Below are 15,796 nucleotides of genomic sequence, written 5' to 3'. Positions count from 1 at the left end.
CTCATCCGCGCTTCGGGCTCACGAGCCCGCCGGAGTGGCCACCACATCGTTGTACGGGTCCTTGGGTGCGGGGATGCGCCGGACCGTGGTGGCGTCCAGGGCCGGGCTCGCGCCGTCCGTGCCGATCTTTCCGGTCGGGTGCCAGGTGCCGATGACGGTCACCCAGGTGTCGGCGGGCGGGGCGGCGGCCTCGTGCACCCGTACCTTGCGCACCGTGGCGTCGGCGGCGCAGCAGCTGATGGCCAGGCGGCTGACGTACCAGGTGCCGTGGCGTCCGGGGGTGACGAATCCGGTGAGGCGCACGGTGTGGCCCTTGAGCGAGCCGTCGGTGTCCCAGACCGCACGGGAGGTGAAGTCGTTCAGCGACATCTCGACCACGCCTTTGCCCGGCAGTGCGGGGTAGAGGCTGTCGCCGGTGGCGGAGGCGGGCGCCTTCGGTGCCTCGGCGTCGTCTCGCGAGGCGGTGTATGAGCCGAGGGCGGGCGGGGCCAGGAACAGGATGGTCAGGGCCGGTACGTACAGCAGCCAGGCGACCTTCGGGCCGCCCGCGTGACCGTGGCCGTGCTCGTATTCGTGGTCCTGCTCGTGGTCGGTGCGGGGGCGGTTGAACGGGAAGCCGTCACGGACGGCGGCGACCGTGCCGAGCGCGATCAGCAACACGCCCGAGGCGATGAGCGCGGGCCTGAGACCTGCCCGCACATAGCGCAGATACAGATCGGTCAGCAGGGAGATGTGCAGCAGACCGACGCCGAGGAAGAGGAGCAGCAGCACCTGGATGTTGCGCTTCACAGCAGCCACCACCCCACCAGAGCGCTGCACACCATCGCCGTGACCCAGGTGGCCGACGAGAAGCGCAGCGCGAAGGCGCGCCCGAAGGTGCCCGACTGCAATGCGATCAGTTTCAGGTCGACCATCGGGCCGACCACCATGAAGGCGAGCCGGGCGGTGGGGGAGAAGCCGGTGAGCGAGGCGGCCACGAATGCGTCCGCCTCGGAGCAGACCGCGAGGATCACCGCGAGCAGCCCCAGCAGGGGCAGTGACAGCCACAGGGAGTCGGAGAAGGTGCGCAGCACCGAGTGCGGTACCGCGACGTTGAAGGTGGCCGCGGCCGCCGAGCCGAGGACGAGGAACCCCCCGGCGTGCAGGAAGTCATGCTGCAGCGAGACCCGGAACTCTTCCACCCGGCTCGCGCCGGGCGCGTGCCCGGTCGGCCCCTTGGGCGACCGCAGCCACTCCTGCCGGCCCGCCCGGATCCACAGCCAGCCCATGGCAACGGACGTCAGCAGCGAGGCGATCAGGCGGGCGACGACCATCTGCGGGTTGCCGGGGAAGGCCACATAGGTCGCCACCAGCACGATCGGGTTGATGGCCGGGGCCGAGAGCAGGAAGGCCAGCGCGGCCGCCGGGGCCACTCCGCGCCGCATCAGGCTGCTGGCCACCGGAACAGAGGCGCATTCACAGCCCGGCAGCACCGCCCCGGCGACGCCCGCCACGGGCACCGCGAGCGCCGGGTTGCGCGGCAGCACCCGGGTGAAGACCCAGGCGGGTACGAACGCGCTGATCGCGGCCGACACCAGCGTGCCCAACAGCAGAAACGGCACCCCCTGGATCACGATCGCGGTGAACACCGTCCGCCACGCCGCCACCCCCCGATCGTCGAGCGCGGTGGTGATCTTCGGCCCCAGCGCGAGGGCGACACCGCCGAGCAGCACCACCGGGAGGCCCGCGATCAGCGCATGAGAGGCGATGCGCACCGCCGTGCGCATCCCTCCGGCCTCCTCGGAGGGAGACGCCACCCCACCACCGTCGCGGTCTGCGGACGACGGCGGCGGCGCGAGGCCGACATCGCTGCCCAACCTGCCTCCCCTCACCGGAACTTCACCACGCCGACATACGGTGACCCACCTTAGTCGCACGCGCGGACCCGCGGCGCCACGCGTCAGTAGAGGTGATCCGCCATGACCAGCCGGGTAACCCGGCAGACAAGCGCCGTTCTGCGCGTCCTCACCGGGTGTCAGGACTTCGTCTCGGCGCAGGAACTGCACACGCTGCTGACCGCCGCCGACATCTCCATAGGGCTGACCACCGTCTACCGCGCCCTGCGGGACCTGGAGGCGGCGGGCGGCGCCGACGTCGTCCGCGACGACGCGGGGGAGCGGCTCTACCGCCGGCGCCCGCCGACGGGCACCGCCACCACCTGATCTGCCGCTGCTGCTCGGCCGCAGCCGCCCGGTGGACTCCGAGGTCGTAGAGCGCTGGACGGACGGGACCGGCGCGGACACCGGATTCGCCGCGGTGGAGCACACCGTCGAACTCACCGGCATCTGCGGCGACTGTCAACTCGCCACCGACGAAGGAGAACCACCGTCATGCCGCTGGGAGCCCCGCCGGGGCCGAGTCCACAAGTGCGCGAGCTGAGGGCAGGCCGTACGGCAGGTGCTCGGACTCGACGAGGACAGCGCCGTTGTCATCCGGCAACTCGCCTGCACCGAATCCGGCACCCCGCCCCTGGAGACGGCCATCGCTGTCTTTCCCCTGGAGGGCCGGGTCCACCGTTGGACCCTGCACTCCGTCACCGAACTCGCCACCGAAGTCGGCATGGCGCAGTCCGCCGTCTCCCATCACCTCCGGCTTCTGTGAACCCTCGGCCTGATCACCCGCTGCGGCATGTCGCCGAAAGATCACCAATACCGCGGGGCCGGGGCCCGACGGCACGGCCATCGAGCCCCGGCCTCGGCGCGGGAGAGGTGCCCCTGCTGGGTATATGAGGCAGTCAGTCGAGGTGGGCGACGTGCGACGGAGCAGGGGCCGCACGCAGCCGGTCAGGCTGTGCGCCGTCGTCCGGCATCCCTCGCCGTAGCCACGTTCCCAGCGCGTCGGCGTCGGCGACGGTGACGATCGGACCGACCCGCACCACAGGCCCGCTGGGCTTGCGGTCCACCGCACACTGCTGCACGGCAGCGTAGAGCCCATGATGAGGGCGACGGCAGTCCAGGATCTTGCCGAGGCAGCCGGTGGAAACCAGCACTCCGTGCGAAGAGCTTTGGACAGCCTTCCGCAGGCTCTCCATCACCTCACCACCGTCGGCTCCCTCGTGACAGCTCACGCAGACGGCAAGCGTGAAGGGGCAGTTCGGACGACCGAGTGCTCCACGCGGCATTTTTTGGGCTCCTTCATGGGGCTATCGGGAGCTGTAGGGGATCAGGGCCATTTCGCGGGCGTTCTTGATGGCGCGGGCTATCTGCCGCTGCTGCCGGCGCGTCACATGGGTCACCCGGCGACTGCGGATCTTGCCACGGTCGGAAATGAACTTCCTCAGCAGATCGGTGTCCTTGTAGTCGACGTAGGTGATGCCCGCGGCGTCGAGTGGGTTGATGCGGCGGCGCTTGGTGTCCTGGCGCTTGGAGCCGAGGCGTTGAGACATGATGCGTCCCTTTCTGTGCTGTGCTCGAGGCGCGCTTCACACCACGGGATCGAGCAGGTCGTCGAAGGCGTGGGAGAGGTTCTTCCAGCCGTCCGGGCCCGCCGTGTACTCGTCGTCGGTGAGCAGGCACGAGTCGAGCAGCGCGAGCAGGTTGTCCCGGTCGAGGCCGGGCGAGGTGAAGGTGAGGTGCTGGCAGCGGTCGCCGTGGTCGGGATGCCACTCGAGGGAGGCGGCGACGCGGCGTTCCGCGGGGACCATGTCCCAGGCGGCGTCCGGGAGAGCGGCCAGCCAGGGGCCGGCGGACTCTACGCACAGCGCACCGCCGGCCGCGTCCCACGACAGCAAGGTGTCGGGCCGGTCGGCCAGCCAGAAGCGGCCGCGGCTGCGGGCGGCCGCGCAGCTCAGGTCCTCCAGCGCGGCGTGGAGACGGCCCGGGTGGAAGGGGCGTTCGCGGCGCCAGACGAGGGTGCTCACGCCGTGCTCGTCACTGTCCTGGGGCAGCAACGCACACGCCGGGTGCTGACGCGTGGCCGCCGCGTCGACGTCGAAGCCCTGGAGAAGGGCCGATCCCAGGGCACCCTCGTCGAGCCGCACCTGCCGTGCGCCCGGTGTGAGCTGGGTGAGCAACGCGTGGTCGCCGTCGTCCGCGGGCTCCTCACCTGTGGTGTCCTCGGCGATGGCGATCACGGTGGGGTACTCCACTTGCCGGGCGAAGGTGTCGGCCACGGTGCGCTGATCGGCCGGGGCCGCGGCCAGGCCGACGTCGGCCAGGTCGTCGCCGTTGGACAGGTACGGCACCATCAGGGCCGGGTCGATGACGGTGGCCACCCCGGTCAGCGTCAGGGGCGCGCCCGCAGAGGCGATGACGGTGGCCATGGCCTGCGGCTCGACCGAGTCCCACAGCTCCACGACAGCCAGCCGGTGGGCGCCGCCCGCGGCCAGGCGAAGCAGTTCGGGGACCATGTCCTCGCGCAGCGCACAGCACGCGCAGTCGTTCACCAATGGCGCCTCGCCGCTGTCGAGCAGCCCCGTGGCGTCCCGCACGGTGCGGTGCACGGCGTTGTTGGTGGCGGCCGACAGGTCGTGGTGCAGGGCGACGGCGCCGGGCACCGTGCGCAGGATCTCCTCGACGGCGGCGCGGCGGGCGTCGGCGTGCAGCCCGCCGACAACCGCGACGGCCAGCCGGGTGTCGTCCGCGTTCACCGGCCCCTCCGACCGCCTCCGTAGCGACGCTCGAACCGCTCGACACGACCCGCGGTGTCCAGGACCCGCTGGGTGCCGGTGTAGAAGGGGTGGCTCGCCGAGGAGATCTCGACGTCGATGACCGGATAGGTGCGGCCGTCCTCCCACTCAACGGTCTTGTCGCTGGTGGCGGTGGAGCGGCTGAGGAAGGCGAAGTCGGCGGACCGGTCACGGAAGACGACGGGCCTGTAGGCGGGGTGAATGCCGGGCTTCATGGTGGTCAGCGCTCCTCGCGGAAGTCGACATGGCGGCCGACGACCGGGTCGTACTTGCGGAGGGTCATGCGGTCGGGGTCGTTCCGTCGGCTCTTGCGGGTCACGTACGTGTAGCCGGTGCCGGCGGTGGACCTCAGCTTGATGATCGGGCGTAGTTCGTTCCGGGCCATGCCCGACAGCATACATGGAGTTGGTTTTCATTTTCATCTAGGTGTTACGGTGCTGCGACCTCATAAGGCAACGAGAACCAGGAGGAACCGTGTCCGCCCACTGTCAGCTCACCGGCCGGCAACCCGGCTTCGGCAACCACGTCTCCCACTCACACCGCCGCACCAAGCGCCGGTTCGACCCCAACATCCAGCGCAAGCGCTACTGGCTGCCCAGCGAGGGGCGCCACATCCGGCTCACGCTCAGCACCAGGGCGATCAAGACCGTGGACGCCATCGGCATCGAGGCCGCCGTGACCCGCATCCGCGCACGAGGAGGAAAGGTCTGATGGCCAAGAAGAGCAAGATCGTCAAGAACGAACAGCGCCGGGTGATCGTGGCCCGCTACGCCAAGCGCCGCACCGAACTGAAGGCGGTCATCGCCGATCCTGGGACCTCGGATGAGGAACGCCTCGACGCCCAGCGGGAACTGCGCCGTCAGCCCCGCGACGCCAGCGCCACTCGGGTGCGCAACCGCGACTCCATTGACGGCCGCCCCCGTGGCCATCTGCGCGCCTTCGGTCTCTCGCGCATCCGGCTGCGCGAAATGGCCCACGCGGGTGAACTCCCCGGTGTGACCAAGAGCAGCTGGTGAGTCCTCGTCAGGTCCCCTGAAGCCGAGCCTCGTCGCTGATCCACTCACCGCCGGTGGGGCCCGGCCGTGAGTCGGGCCCCACCGGCGGCTCAGCCCTCCGGGCCCTGTGCCGCCGTGCCGAGCAGCGGATCGGGCAGGCGGGCCCAGCGTTGGACGACCGAGAGCCAGTTCACGGTCGTCCAGTACGGCGGCGTCCAGCGTGGCGCGCGGCCTGTCCTCCTTGCACCGAGGCCACATCGTGGTCGACGCCGCGGCGGCGTATGACCGGAGCGACGACATCGAGCCGGGTCGCCGGGTCGGCTGCGGCCCACCCGGAAGCGGGACGTGTCAGATTCATCAGCGAGGCGGTGCCGCCGTCCTCCCCTTGGTCGCGGAGCACCGTCGCGGACGGGTTGAGACGGGCGAGCAGGGCGCGGGAGCCTTCCCCGCGGCCGTCGTCCTGCCGCCGCCCCTCTGTCAGGGCCACCGCCTGGGCGGCCTCTACATGTCGGGCGGCGGCTTCGGTGACCGTGAGGGGTACGGCATGCGGACGTCGCCGAAGACGTGGACGGCGCGGTGTACACACCCCAGATCGCTCAGCAGCCGGCCGGGATCGAGGCCGACCGCGATCGGTGCCAGGTCATAGTGGTCCGACAGCGGAGACCTGCCCAGGGGTTCTGCCTCGGCTCGGCCAGGAACGCCGCGGCGTCAACGTTGCCAGGGAGCGCGAGCACGACGTGCGCCCCTGCGTCGGCCCGTGCGATGGCGCGCAGATCCTGACGCACGATCACCGCCGGGTTACCCGTCGCCGCTTGCGATAGTGAGGCTCGCTGCCGTTCGTCGCCGCCTGTGGCGAAGCGCGGTACGAAGGGATACCGCCCCGCCTCGTCGCCGTGAATCGAGAACGAGAGCACCAGTGCGTCCGGCGAGGCGCGCAGCAGCAGGTCCAGCACCCGGCCCGGGATTCGGGGGAGTTGCCGGACACCAGCCCCAGCAACCCCTGGCCCTCTCTCCCGGCTCTCACTCCGCCATCCCTCCGACGGCGGTGATGAGCGCATAAGCGGTCCTGCGCGCCCGCAACATCACCAACGGCACTTCTTCCTCCTGGCTGACGACCTCGCAGCGGCCACCACTACGCTACATGGAAACGGTACCCATTTTCATATACGGTGAATGGGACACCGCCCACCGGAAAGGACCCGTGCATCATGGCCGTGCCCAAGCGGAAGATGTCCCGGAGCAACACCCGTCACCGCCGCGCGCAGTGGAAGGCGAGCGCGCCCGAGCTGGTGACGATCACCGTCGACGGCCGCGAACACCGGGTGCCGCGACGACTCGTCCCCGCCTACCAGCGCGGACTGCTGCGCCCCGAGGGCTGACCCGCCATGTCTGTCCAGCTTCCCGTGACGGTCCTGTCGGGTTTTTTGGGATCCGGCAAGACCACACTCCTCAACCATCTCCTCAACAACCGCGAAGGGCTGCGGGTCGCGGTCATCGTCAACGACATGAGCGAGGTGAACATCGACGCCGCGCTCGTCCGCGACGGTGACGCCGCCCTCTCCCGCACCGAAGAGCGCCTCGTCGAGATGACGAACGGCTGCATCTGCTGCACCCTGCGCGACGACCTGCTGGAGGAGGTGGGCCGGCTCGCCGGAGAGGGGCGGTTCGACTATCTCCTCATCGAGTCCAGCGGCATCTCCGAGCCCATGCCTGTCGCAGCCACCTTCGCCTTCCCGCGCGACGACGGCGCCACGCTGGGCGAGGTCGCGCGGCTCGACACCATGGTCACCGTCGTCGACGCCGCGAACTTCCTGCCGGAGCTGACCGGCGGGGACGAGCTGATGGAGCGGGGACTCGACCAGTACGAGGACGACGAGCGCACCGTCAGCGATCTCCTCATGGACCAGATCGAGTTCGCCGACGTCATCGTCCTCAACAAGCTCGACCTGGTGACCGCCGAGTCCGCTGAACGCCTGGCAGCGACGCTGTCCCGGCTCAACCCGGCCGCCCATCTCGTGCCCGCCACCCATGGCCGGGTCGCCCCCGCGGAAGTGCTCGGCACCGGCCGCTTCGACCTCGAACGCGCCCAGCAGGCCCCTGGCTGGGTCATGGAGCTCAACGGCGACCATGTGCCGGAGACCGAGGAGTACGGCATCTCCAGCACCGTCTTCCGCGCCACCCGGCCCTTCCACCCGGCCCGGCTGTGGGACTTCATCGCCACCGACCTGGACAGCGACACCCACGGCAGTGTGCTGCGCTCCAAGGGCTTCTTCCGCCTGGCCACACGTCCTGGTGTGACCGGGCTGTGGTCACAGGCGGGCGCCGTCGCCCGGTTCGAGCCGTCCGGAGCACACGACAGCCGAAGCGAAGCCGGGGACAACACCGGCCACGGCCAGGAACTCGTCTTCATCGGCACCGGACTGCACCCCACCACCCTGCACCACGCCCTCTCCACATGCCTGCTCACCGACGACGAGTACGCGCTGGGCCCCCAGGGCTGGTCGGCCTGGGGCGACCCCTTCCCCGCCTGGGAGACCTACGGCCTCGACGAGACCTGCGACCACGAACACGGTCCTGACGAGGCCGAACCCATACCCCAGCACTGAAGTTCGGTGCGGCGCCCGCCGCTCCCACCGGAGCGGCCGAAGCGGCGCCTGCTGCCTCTGAGCCGCCGGCCGAGCTTGCCTCTGCTCACGCTTGTCGACCTGGTAGCGCAGGAAGCGGGTTGCTCCCTCGGCTGTCCAGATCCGTCGCTCGGCGGTGGGTGGCCGGGGTAGGACGGCGGGGCGCGCGGGGTTGTGGGTGAGGCGGTGCTGGCGGACGGCGTCGCCCAGGGACGGCGTATACGTCCTCGGCGAACCGGTGGTCCACGAGCGCGATCGAGGGGCGGGTCCGCTCGACGAGCGGGGCGGGCTCCCGGGCACGCAGGGCGGCCATGGTCGTGACGACCACGCCGCCGGCCTTGAGCACGCCGAGCCAGGCCGCCACCATCCAGGGGTTGTTGGGCGAGCGCAGCATCACGCGCTGCCCCGGTATCAGGCCCAGGTCCGCGGTGAGCACCTGGGCGACCTGATTGGCGCGGGTGCGCAGATCGCCGTACGCGCGTGGTACGGGTGTCCTTTGGCGCGGGCGAGCGATGACGTGTCTCCATTGCGTCGTACGGCGGCGTACGAAGCCCCGACGACTGGCTACAGTCCGGTACGGATCGTCGAGGAGAGTTGCCGCACTGCTGGGGGCAAGGGGGCGCAGGTTCAAATGCTGTCGTCCCGACCAGCTTTTTCGCAGGTCGGAGGCCGTTTTCGCAAGTAGCGGAGGCGGCCTTGACCCGCGCGTGGACAGCGGCAGACGGCACCGGTGGACAAGCGGGCAGGTGTCCTCGACGTGCTCTTCGGCTCTCTTCACCCAGTGCCCAACGGCCGCCGGGGGCACCGTGGTTACGTTCGCGCTGCACCACTCCGGGTGCTCTTGTCGGGCTGGCCCTGGGCGGGGGAGGCCGGTCAGCAGGTCTGTGGGGTGTCGCTGTCCTGATCGGCCGGGTGGAGCAGTTCGATGACGCGTTCCTCGTACCGGACACGGGCCGGGGAGAAGTCGTACGGCATCTTGCCGATGGCCTCCAGTGTGCTCATCGTCGCCTCTGCTTCTTCCTCGCCGGCGTGCTCGTCGTGCTGGTCCAGGAGGTCGTCGAGGGCCTCGTCCAGGCCGGCTCTGTCGATGGTGGCTACCAAGGCGGTCTCATGAGCACATCGCTGGGCAGCCAGGTCTTCGATGCGGGGGTCGTCGGGGGACATGGTGTCGTCCAGGGCCGACTCGGCCTCGGCCAGGCGGTCCTCCTCGGCCCGCAACTCGGGGTGGGTGGCCAGGACGATGAACCGGTCGACCTGGACGGCGGCGCCCACCGGGCCGAAGATACGCTCCGTGACCAGAAGGGTGTCGAGATCGGTCGAGCGCAGGGCTCCGGGCGGCAGATCGCGCAGGCGGCCGCTGACCAACGGTGAGAGCAGGCCCAGGGGGCTGCCCGCCTCGCGGAGGCGGTGCACGGCGGTCCGCTGGGCTTCGATGGCGGCCGCCTTGGAGGCGAGGGTTTCCTCCAGCCGGGCCAGGGACTGCTCGATGGCGGTGGTGCCCTCAAAGCCGGCCCGGATGTCGTCCAGGGAGATACCCGCATCAGCCATCTTGCGGATCCACAGCAGGCGGATCATGTCGTCGTATCCGTAGCGGCGGCGGTCATCACCGCCGCGTTCCGGCTCGGGGAGAAGCCCGATGGCGTGGTAGTGGCGGATGGCGCGGGGTGTGGTCCCGGCGAACGCGGCGGCATCGCCGATCTTGACCCGGCGGGGAATCGGAGGAAGGGGCATGCGAGGGAACCTCTCAATGTCGTGTTCGCCGCCTACTGGATCACATGCCGCTACGGCACGTGCAAACCCCGCTGCCGTGGGTGTGCCGGTCGCTCCCGCACCATCAAGGTCGTACGGACCGCTGCCTCGCCGACCTGCCGAGCCATGACCGGCCCGGCAGCCTCCCGCACGATGGCCAGGACACGCTGGTCGTCCGGCGGGAGCATGGTCTCCTCCACGCCGGACGTGCGGTGCGGGATCATCATCACCACGCGGCCGCCCACCTGCCCGGGCGCCGGCCCGGCCGGGCAGGTGGGCTGGCTGCGGAGGAAGTCGGTCCAGGTGGTTCTCTGCCGCTCGGGCGCGGGTGGGATGCCGCGCTGGCGGAGGATTTCACAGACGGTGGAGGCGGCGACCTTGATCCCCAGCGCGGTGAGTTCGTCGTGGATCCGGCGATATCCCCGATGGCGCGGTCGCTGTCGGTGAAGGTCGGCTTGCCGACCTGATGCTGCAGGAGCAGCAGGTGGTGCCGACCCTGATCCACCCGGCCCGAGACGATTGCCACCCTCATTTTGCGAGCTGCGCCCCCGCGTGGCTCGATGTGTCTGGTCCGCCGGTGTGGCCTTCGTGAACGCGGGAGACTCCTCGCGGGGGATCGATCTCGGAGGCGCGCATGAAATCCAGAAAGCGAGCCGCGACGGGCGAGAGATCCTGAGAGCAGCGGTACATCACGCCGGTGACCCTGGTTGCTCCCGGAGAATCCACGGGTACCGCGACGAGATCATCCAGAGCGAAACCCCGCAACTCAAAGGCCGGCAGAGCTGCTACGCCCACGCCGGCCCTCAGTAGCCCGCGGATCGTCGCCGCGCTACAGGCATTGAAGTGGTGGCTCACCGAGATCGAGTACCTGTTGAACGCGGTGTCGGTGATCGCTCGGATGCTGGTTCCGGGCCGCGTCGCGACCACGGTCTCACCGTTGAAGTCCGCCCACGAGAGGGAACTCCGCGTCGACCAAGGATGGCTGTGGTGCGCGACGCCGTAGAACTGTTCCCGCAGCAGTGGTGTGAAGCACAGGCCGTCCGGCAGGTCACCGTGGGCGGTCAGGACGAGTTCGACAGTCCCGCCTTCGAGCCGTTCGACAACTTCATCCGCGGCCCCGTCGATGATCTCGAACTCCACCTCGGGGTGATCCAGCATGAAGCCGCGCATCATGTCCGGCAGCACAGCCGCTGCGAGTGACGGAAGTGCGGCTACGGCGATGGTTCCGGACTGGGCCGCTACGTACGACATGAAGCGGCTCAGTCGCATGTCCATGTCGTCGAGGACGGTGCCCGTCATGAGGAGAAAGGCATGCCCCGCGGCCGTCATGTCGAGTTGCCGAGTGGTTCGGTCGAACAACCGCACCCGCAGGAGACGCTCGACTTCCTTGATCCTTCTGCTGAGGACCGACTGAGAGATGTGCTCTGCGGCGGCCGCTTTCGTGAAACTGCCGGAGGCGGCGAGTGTCCGGACTGCGCGAAGCTGCTGCAGCGTGAGGTCAGGGATCGGCATGGCTCCACCTCTTGCCGTACACGCGGGTGGACGTGGCAATCGTGACTGAACCTGCGGTCCGGCGGCGTAGTAGCCGTTGTCGGCGTGCCCGGCCGGCTCCGAGCGCTTGACCGTTTCCCGCGACATGCCGCGGGGCACAGGGGTGGCGGACAACAACGGGTGATGGCCACGGCAGGCACGGGATACGACCACCTGGTCGTAGATCAGCACGTAGAGTGCCATCAGAGGGGTGTTCGGTTTTTCGCTCACACATCAAGCTGAACGCCCTCCTCCCACGCCTGCGGACCGATCTCACTTCTTCACGCGATCTCCATGCGATCGACCACCTAGTTCGGCCTCGAGCGCACATGGTTCGCGATCGCCGCATCGTCGTTCGCGCCGTACATGTCGTCGATCAACGTGGCGAACGAGCTCACGACGGCATTGCGCTTGATCTTGCCGTTCGCGGTCCGTTCGCCGCGCTCGACTTCCAGGGGCCGCGGCAGAACGCGAAAGTCCTTCAACTGCTCCACCCGCGCGAGGTCCGCGTTGACCCGATCGACCTCCGCCCGCAGGCGTTCGGCCAGCACCTCTGCCGACCGGGCGGCTGCGGTTGCGCTCGGCTCGAGCAGGACGGTGAGGTACTTACGGGAGTCGCCGACGATGATCGCTTCGTTGATCAGTGAGCTCTCCTTCAACCGGGTTTCGATGGGCTGAGGATTGATCGTTTTGCCGCCTCGGGTGATGATCACGTCCTTCTTCCGGCCGATGAGCCGGATGTCGCCGCGGGGTGTGCGCTCTATCAGGTCACCGGTGCGGAACCAACCATCCTGGTAAGCAGCCTCGGTCTCCGCCGGGTTGCGCCAGTATCCGTCGAAGAGCAACGGCGCGCGGAGCAGCATTTCGCCATCGTCCGCGACTTTCACCTGGAACCGTGGGTCCGGGAATTCCCTGCCGATGGAGCCCGGACGGGGGAACGGATGGTTGAAATGAGCTATCGGACACCCGGCGGTCTCGGTGAGACCGTAGTTCTCACGAAGATCGAGCCCCCAGATCTGCCAAATCGCGATGACGCTTTCGGGCATCGCGGCAGACGCGGTGTAGGCAACCCGGATGCGATCCATTCCGACGGTTGCCCGCAGTGGCAAGAACACCCAACGAAGTGCGGCAGCGTACGCGATCCGCAGCGGTACCGAGGGCCGGCGGTGGGACCAACGGCGTTCGGCTACTCTGCGGCCGACCCACATGGCGGCGCCATAGGCGTAGCGACGAAGTCGCGGCCAGACCTCCGTCTGTGCGATCAGTTCGCTGGCGATCTTCTCGTAGAACCGCGGCGGCCAGAGCACTGCTGTCGGCCGCACCGAGCGCAACACGTCTTCGTAGTCACCAATGGGGCAGTATGTGACCATCAGCCGTGAGAGCAGTGGCGCGAACACCGACACCAACGCTGGCGCCACGTGGGCCAACGGCAGGAAGCCCACGGCATCGTGCTCGTGGCGGAGGAGCTGCGGGTAGAGGCCGACGAAGGTCTGAACCGCGTGCTGAAGCGTGCGGTGCGAGTGGGTGACGCCTTTCGGAGCTCCCGTGGATCCCGACGTGTAGAACAGCACGGCGGCATCGTCGAGGGAGCCGCCGTCGACCAGCTCGGACAGAGGATCGGCGCTGTCGTCGGCGTACTGTGTTCCTTCTTCGCACAGCGCTTCCCACGGTGTCCCTCTGATCACCTCGGGTAGCTCCGGCGGAGTGGCGTCGATTCCGACCACGAGCCGCAGCTTCGGCGTGTGTGCGGCGACCTTCGCCACCTTGCTGAGCTCCGTCGTCGTCTCGCCGATGAAGGCGACGGCCTCGCTGTGTACGAGGAGTTGCTCGATCTCGGCAGGTGAGTTGGTCGGATAGACGCCGATCACGACGCCGCCGACACTCTGCACGGCCAGCGCGGCGAACACCCACTCCGGGCGTGCGCTGCTCATCACCGCGACGCGATCGCCGTGCCGCACACCTTGCGCGACAAGGCCGAGCGCGAGATCTTGCACGCGATCCCGGTACGTCCGCCACGTGATCGTCTGCATCACCCCGTCACGCCAGTAGCGCAGCGCGAGGGCGTCGGGTTCCTTGTTCGCGCGATCGAGCAGCAGCCCCGGTAGCGTCCGGGTTGGCTCGAAACTGGTCAGATTCATCACACGGCCTCTCTTCCAGAGCCGACAATCCCGGGCCCGATGAGATTCATGCGGCACTCTCCCCGAGGTGCAGGAAGCCACCTCGGTACCACGTCACCGGCTTGCCGCTACCTGTCCGTGCGTCGTGTACACGGCCGATGAGGATGACGTGATCTCCGCCGGGTGCGACGTGCTCCAGTTCACAATGGATGACTGCCGCCGCATCGGGCAGTAGCGGGTGACCGCTTTCGTCGAATTCGAAGGCTCCGTTCGCGAACTTGTTTTCACCCTTTGTCGCGAACTTGATCGCCAACTCGGCGTGCGCGGGAGTCACGATGTTGACGATGAACCGCTCGGCCGCAGTGAAGACGGGGGAGCAGTCCGCTCCTCGGTCCAGGCACACCAGGACGAGCGGTGGATCGAGCGACAGCGCCGCGAAGGAACTCGCGGTGAACCCGTGCAGCGTGCCTGACGCGCTTCGCGTCGTCACGATCGTCACGCCTGAGGGGAAGCGGGCCAACGCCGAACGGAAGGCGTCCGGGTCCAGCCCTTGAAATCGATCAACCATGAAATCCCTCGCGGGCGGCTCGGGCGGCAGGGTCGTCGAAGACCGTGCGCGCGTCGGCGACCGTGACGCGGAGCTGCTCTTCGACCGGCCAACGGGAAGTTCCTGAGTGCAGGGCCCGTTTCAGCGCCGCGAACACGGCAGGTGGTTTCGCCGCTGCCGCCCGCGCGTCCGCCATCGCGATCGCGAGCAGGTCGCCCTGCTCGACCACCTGGTCGACGATGCCCATCCGCTCCGCGTCGAACGCGTCGACGGGCTCTCCGCCCAGCAGGAGGCGCCGGGCCGCGCGGTCGCCCAGGACCCCGCGCACCCGAGTGATCCCCTTCACGGCCGGCAGCATCCCGTGGTTGATCTCGGGGAAGACGAAACGCGCCTCAGTCGACGCGTACACCGTGTCGGCGAACAGGGCCATTTCGATGCCGCCACCGACGCACCAGCCGTTGACCGCACACACCAGCGGCCGGGGAAAGTCCTCCAGTGCGCAGAGCAGCGCGTGAAACGACGCCATCCGTTCGACCATCGAATCGGCGCCGAAGCCGATGGCTTCCTTGATGTCGCCACCCGCGCAGAAGAAGCGCTCACCAGCTCCCGTCAAGACCACCGCGGGGGTGCGGGGTCCGCCGGCGAGGGTTTCCAGGGTCGTTGTCAGCTCGCTGACGAGCGAATTGCTGAGCGCGTTCGCCGGCGGGTGGTTCAGGGTGAGTACAACCACGCCGTCCACTTCGTCGGACGCGTGCACAGCGCTGGGCGCTGTGTTGTGCGAGGCAATGCTCATGCTCGCCTTCCCTCAGTTCGCCGGTCCGCCGGCGGTGCGAGCGGAGGGGAAGTCCACGGGGCGCTTCTCCCGGAAAGCCTGGCGTGCTTCGGCGTAGTCGGCACCGGCGAAGTCGAGGATCTCGAGCGCCGCGGACAGCTCGTGCTGAGGCACCGCGTTGGTGAGCCAGGCATTGAGCGCACGCTTGGTGAAACGGAGCGCCTGCTGGGAACCGCGGGCCAGCTGGGACGCGACCTCAAGGGCGCGGGGCAGCACCTGCTCGCGGGGAACGGACAGGCTCACGAGCCCGATCCGCTCGGCCTCGGCGCCCGTCAGCTTCTCGGAGGTGAGCACGTAGTACTTTGTCTTGGCCATGCCGACAAGCAACGGCCAGATGAGCGCGGCGTGGTCGCCGGCGGTCACACCGACCTTGGTATGGCCTTCGATCAGCACCGCGTCGTCCGCGGCGATGCTGATGTCGGCGAGAAGCGCGGTCGACAGCCCGTAGCCGACCGCGGGGCCGTTGATCGCGGAGATGATCGGCTTCTCGATGCGCAACATCGTCGCGACCCGCTTGCGTTCGGTCTCCAGCATCGCGAGCGCGTCCTGGGGCGTGGGATCGGGCTGAGCGACGTCCATCCCGGTACAGAAGGCCTTGCCGGCCCCGGTGATGACGACGACCCGGGTCTGGTCGTCGCGCTCGACGTCGGCCCAGATCTGGTTCATCTCCTCGAACATCGGCAGGGTGAGCGAGTTGTACCGGTCGGGTCGATTGATCGTGATCTGGAGGACGCCG

21 protein-coding genes and 2 pseudogenes are annotated in these 15,796 nt (G+C 68.9%); 6 read left to right on the top strand and 17 right to left on the bottom strand.

The genetic code is table 11. The annotated features are described in order from the left end of the window. Nucleotides 1-18: 18 nt before the first annotated feature. Nucleotides 19-789 (bottom strand): TIGR03943 family protein, encoded by a 771-nt coding sequence (locus tag ASC60_RS25550; protein WP_055554879.1) that lies wholly within the window; start codon nt 787-789, stop codon nt 19-21. After that, complete coding sequence (locus ASC60_RS25545) at nt 786-1,856, bottom strand: permease (RefSeq protein ID WP_055554877.1); 1,071 nt, start codon at nt 1,854-1,856, stop codon at nt 786-788. The genes ASC60_RS25550 and ASC60_RS25545 overlap by 4 nt, the downstream gene beginning before the upstream one ends. Nucleotides 1,857-1,958: 102 nt before the next feature. Here ASC60_RS25545 and ASC60_RS44150 point away from each other — a divergent pair, with 102 nt between their 5' ends. Both ASC60_RS44150 and ASC60_RS25535 read left to right on the top strand, forming a co-directional pair. Next, nucleotides 1,959-2,201, top strand: a complete 243-nt coding sequence (locus tag ASC60_RS44150; RefSeq protein WP_370592964.1) for a Fur family transcriptional regulator — start codon at nt 1,959-1,961, stop codon at nt 2,199-2,201. 235 nt (nt 2,202-2,436) lie between these two features. Further along, the gene (locus tag ASC60_RS25535; RefSeq protein WP_055554875.1) at nt 2,437-2,640 is read left to right on the top strand and encodes an ArsR family transcriptional regulator; all 204 of its coding nucleotides are present in this window, start codon (nt 2,437-2,439) and stop codon (nt 2,638-2,640) included. 133 nt (nt 2,641-2,773) lie between these two features. Here ASC60_RS25535 and ASC60_RS42310 read toward each other — a convergent pair whose 3' ends face one another. The 5 genes from ASC60_RS42310 to rpmG form a co-directional block, all read right to left on the bottom strand. Continuing rightward, the gene (locus ASC60_RS42310; RefSeq protein WP_234357123.1) at nt 2,774-3,073 is read right to left on the bottom strand and encodes a hypothetical protein; all 300 of its coding nucleotides are present in this window, start codon (nt 3,071-3,073) and stop codon (nt 2,774-2,776) included. Nucleotides 3,074-3,181: 108 nt separating this feature from the next. Beyond that, entirely contained in the window at nt 3,182-3,424 is a 243-nt protein-coding gene (rpsR, locus tag ASC60_RS25525; RefSeq protein WP_055554870.1) for a 30S ribosomal protein S18, read from the bottom strand. Nucleotides 3,425-3,460: 36 nt separating this feature from the next. Next, nucleotides 3,461-4,627, bottom strand: a complete 1,167-nt coding sequence (locus ASC60_RS25520; protein ID WP_055554868.1) for a GTP-binding protein — start codon at nt 4,625-4,627, stop codon at nt 3,461-3,463. Continuing rightward, a complete protein-coding gene (locus ASC60_RS25515) occupies nt 4,624-4,881 on the bottom strand; it encodes a type B 50S ribosomal protein L31 (protein ID WP_055554866.1) in 258 nt (85 codons plus the stop codon). The genes ASC60_RS25520 and ASC60_RS25515 overlap by 4 nt, the downstream gene beginning before the upstream one ends. A gap of 5 nt (nt 4,882-4,886) precedes the next feature. Then, a complete protein-coding gene (gene rpmG / locus ASC60_RS25510) occupies nt 4,887-5,051 on the bottom strand; it encodes a 50S ribosomal protein L33 (protein ID WP_055555174.1) in 165 nt (54 codons plus the stop codon). An 89-nt stretch (nt 5,052-5,140) separates the two neighbouring features. Here rpmG and rpmB point away from each other — a divergent pair, with 89 nt between their 5' ends. Continuing rightward, a complete protein-coding gene (rpmB, locus tag ASC60_RS25505) occupies nt 5,141-5,377 on the top strand; it encodes a 50S ribosomal protein L28 (protein WP_055554865.1) in 237 nt (78 codons plus the stop codon). Continuing rightward, nucleotides 5,377-5,682: a 30S ribosomal protein S14 gene (rpsN, locus tag ASC60_RS25500; protein WP_055554863.1), complete on the top strand. Its 306-nt coding sequence runs from the start codon at nt 5,377-5,379 to the stop codon at nt 5,680-5,682. The genes rpmB and rpsN overlap by 1 nt, the downstream gene beginning before the upstream one ends. A gap of 575 nt (nt 5,683-6,257) precedes the next feature. On the opposite strand, the gene ASC60_RS43175 is transcribed toward rpsN, so the two are convergent. Beyond that, nucleotides 6,258-6,614, bottom strand: a complete 357-nt coding sequence (locus ASC60_RS43175; RefSeq protein ID WP_055554861.1) for a hypothetical protein — start codon at nt 6,612-6,614, stop codon at nt 6,258-6,260. A gap of 255 nt (nt 6,615-6,869) precedes the next feature. Here ASC60_RS43175 and rpmF point away from each other — a divergent pair, with 255 nt between their 5' ends. Then, a complete protein-coding gene (rpmF, locus tag ASC60_RS25490; RefSeq protein WP_055554859.1) occupies nt 6,870-7,040 on the top strand; it encodes a 50S ribosomal protein L32 in 171 nt (56 codons plus the stop codon). Between the two features lie 6 nt (nt 7,041-7,046). Further along, on the top strand, nt 7,047-8,267 hold the full coding sequence (locus tag ASC60_RS25485; RefSeq protein ID WP_055554857.1) for a GTP-binding protein: 1,221 nt from the start codon (nt 7,047-7,049) through the stop codon (nt 8,265-8,267). 229 nt (nt 8,268-8,496) lie between these two features. Here ASC60_RS25485 and ASC60_RS41010 read toward each other — a convergent pair. The 9 genes and pseudogenes from ASC60_RS41010 to ASC60_RS25450 form a co-directional block, all read right to left on the bottom strand. Further along, nucleotides 8,497-8,799 (bottom strand): annotated as a pseudogene (locus ASC60_RS41010) (AMP-binding protein); the annotation flags it as partial. 359 nt (nt 8,800-9,158) lie between these two features. Further along, a complete protein-coding gene (locus ASC60_RS25480) occupies nt 9,159-10,016 on the bottom strand; it encodes a MerR family transcriptional regulator (RefSeq protein ID WP_055554855.1) in 858 nt (285 codons plus the stop codon). 50 nt (nt 10,017-10,066) lie between these two features. Next, on the bottom strand, nt 10,067-10,267 hold the full coding sequence (locus tag ASC60_RS25475; RefSeq protein ID WP_055554853.1) for a hypothetical protein: 201 nt from the start codon (nt 10,265-10,267) through the stop codon (nt 10,067-10,069). A gap of 295 nt (nt 10,268-10,562) precedes the next feature. Beyond that, on the bottom strand, nt 10,563-11,546 hold the full coding sequence (locus tag ASC60_RS25470; RefSeq protein ID WP_055554851.1) for a LysR family transcriptional regulator: 984 nt from the start codon (nt 11,544-11,546) through the stop codon (nt 10,563-10,565). Nucleotides 11,547-11,606: 60 nt separating this feature from the next. Next, nucleotides 11,607-11,702, bottom strand: a pseudogene (locus tag ASC60_RS43165) (IS982 family transposase); the annotation flags it as partial. Between the two features lie 170 nt (nt 11,703-11,872). Next, nucleotides 11,873-13,702, bottom strand: coding sequence for a long-chain fatty acid--CoA ligase (locus tag ASC60_RS25465; RefSeq protein WP_055554849.1), 1,830 nt, complete (start codon nt 13,700-13,702; stop codon nt 11,873-11,875). A 46-nt stretch (nt 13,703-13,748) separates the two neighbouring features. Further along, entirely contained in the window at nt 13,749-14,249 is a 501-nt protein-coding gene (locus ASC60_RS25460) for a flavin reductase family protein (RefSeq protein WP_055554848.1), read from the bottom strand. After that, the gene (locus tag ASC60_RS25455) at nt 14,242-15,021 is read right to left on the bottom strand and encodes an enoyl-CoA hydratase/isomerase family protein (protein WP_055554846.1); all 780 of its coding nucleotides are present in this window, start codon (nt 15,019-15,021) and stop codon (nt 14,242-14,244) included. The genes ASC60_RS25460 and ASC60_RS25455 overlap by 8 nt, the downstream gene beginning before the upstream one ends. Nucleotides 15,022-15,033: 12 nt before the next feature. Beyond that, nucleotides 15,034-15,783: an enoyl-CoA hydratase/isomerase family protein gene (locus ASC60_RS25450; protein WP_055555172.1), complete on the bottom strand. Its 750-nt coding sequence runs from the start codon at nt 15,781-15,783 to the stop codon at nt 15,034-15,036. Nucleotides 15,784-15,796 lie beyond the last annotated feature (13 nt).

It is taken from the genome of Streptomyces sp. NBRC 110028 (assembly GCF_001417735.1).
Taxonomy (GTDB): Bacteria; Actinomycetota; Actinomycetes; order Streptomycetales; family Streptomycetaceae; genus Streptomyces.
This window is presented reverse-complemented; position numbering and strand designations above follow the sequence as displayed.

What these genes read in the sequence shown, in the direction of transcription:
- rpsN (WP_055554863.1), top strand. Translation starts at nt 5,377, where the DNA reads ATGGCCAAGAAGAGCAAGATCGTCAAGAACGAACAGCGCCGGGTGATC.
- ASC60_RS25460 (WP_055554848.1), bottom strand. Translation starts at nt 14,249, where the DNA reads ATGGTTGATCGATTTCAAGGGCTGGACCCGGACGCCTTCCGTTCGGCG.
- ASC60_RS25455 (WP_055554846.1), bottom strand. Translation starts at nt 15,021, where the DNA reads ATGAGCATTGCCTCGCACAACACAGCGCCCAGCGCTGTGCACGCGTCC.
- ASC60_RS25485 (WP_055554857.1), top strand. Translation starts at nt 7,047, where the DNA reads ATGTCTGTCCAGCTTCCCGTGACGGTCCTGTCGGGTTTTTTGGGATCC.
- ASC60_RS25470 (WP_055554851.1), bottom strand. Translation starts at nt 11,546, where the DNA reads ATGCCGATCCCTGACCTCACGCTGCAGCAGCTTCGCGCAGTCCGGACA.
- rpmF (WP_055554859.1), top strand. Translation starts at nt 6,870, where the DNA reads ATGGCCGTGCCCAAGCGGAAGATGTCCCGGAGCAACACCCGTCACCGC.
- rpsR (WP_055554870.1), bottom strand. Translation starts at nt 3,424, where the DNA reads ATGTCTCAACGCCTCGGCTCCAAGCGCCAGGACACCAAGCGCCGCCGC.
- ASC60_RS25465 (WP_055554849.1), bottom strand. Translation starts at nt 13,702, where the DNA reads ATGAATCTGACCAGTTTCGAGCCAACCCGGACGCTACCGGGGCTGCTG.
- ASC60_RS44150 (WP_370592964.1), top strand. Translation starts at nt 1,959, where the DNA reads ATGACCAGCCGGGTAACCCGGCAGACAAGCGCCGTTCTGCGCGTCCTC.
- rpmG (WP_055555174.1), bottom strand. Translation starts at nt 5,051, where the DNA reads ATGGCCCGGAACGAACTACGCCCGATCATCAAGCTGAGGTCCACCGCC.
- ASC60_RS25515 (WP_055554866.1), bottom strand. Translation starts at nt 4,881, where the DNA reads ATGAAGCCCGGCATTCACCCCGCCTACAGGCCCGTCGTCTTCCGTGAC.
- ASC60_RS25480 (WP_055554855.1), bottom strand. Translation starts at nt 10,016, where the DNA reads ATGCCCCTTCCTCCGATTCCCCGCCGGGTCAAGATCGGCGATGCCGCC.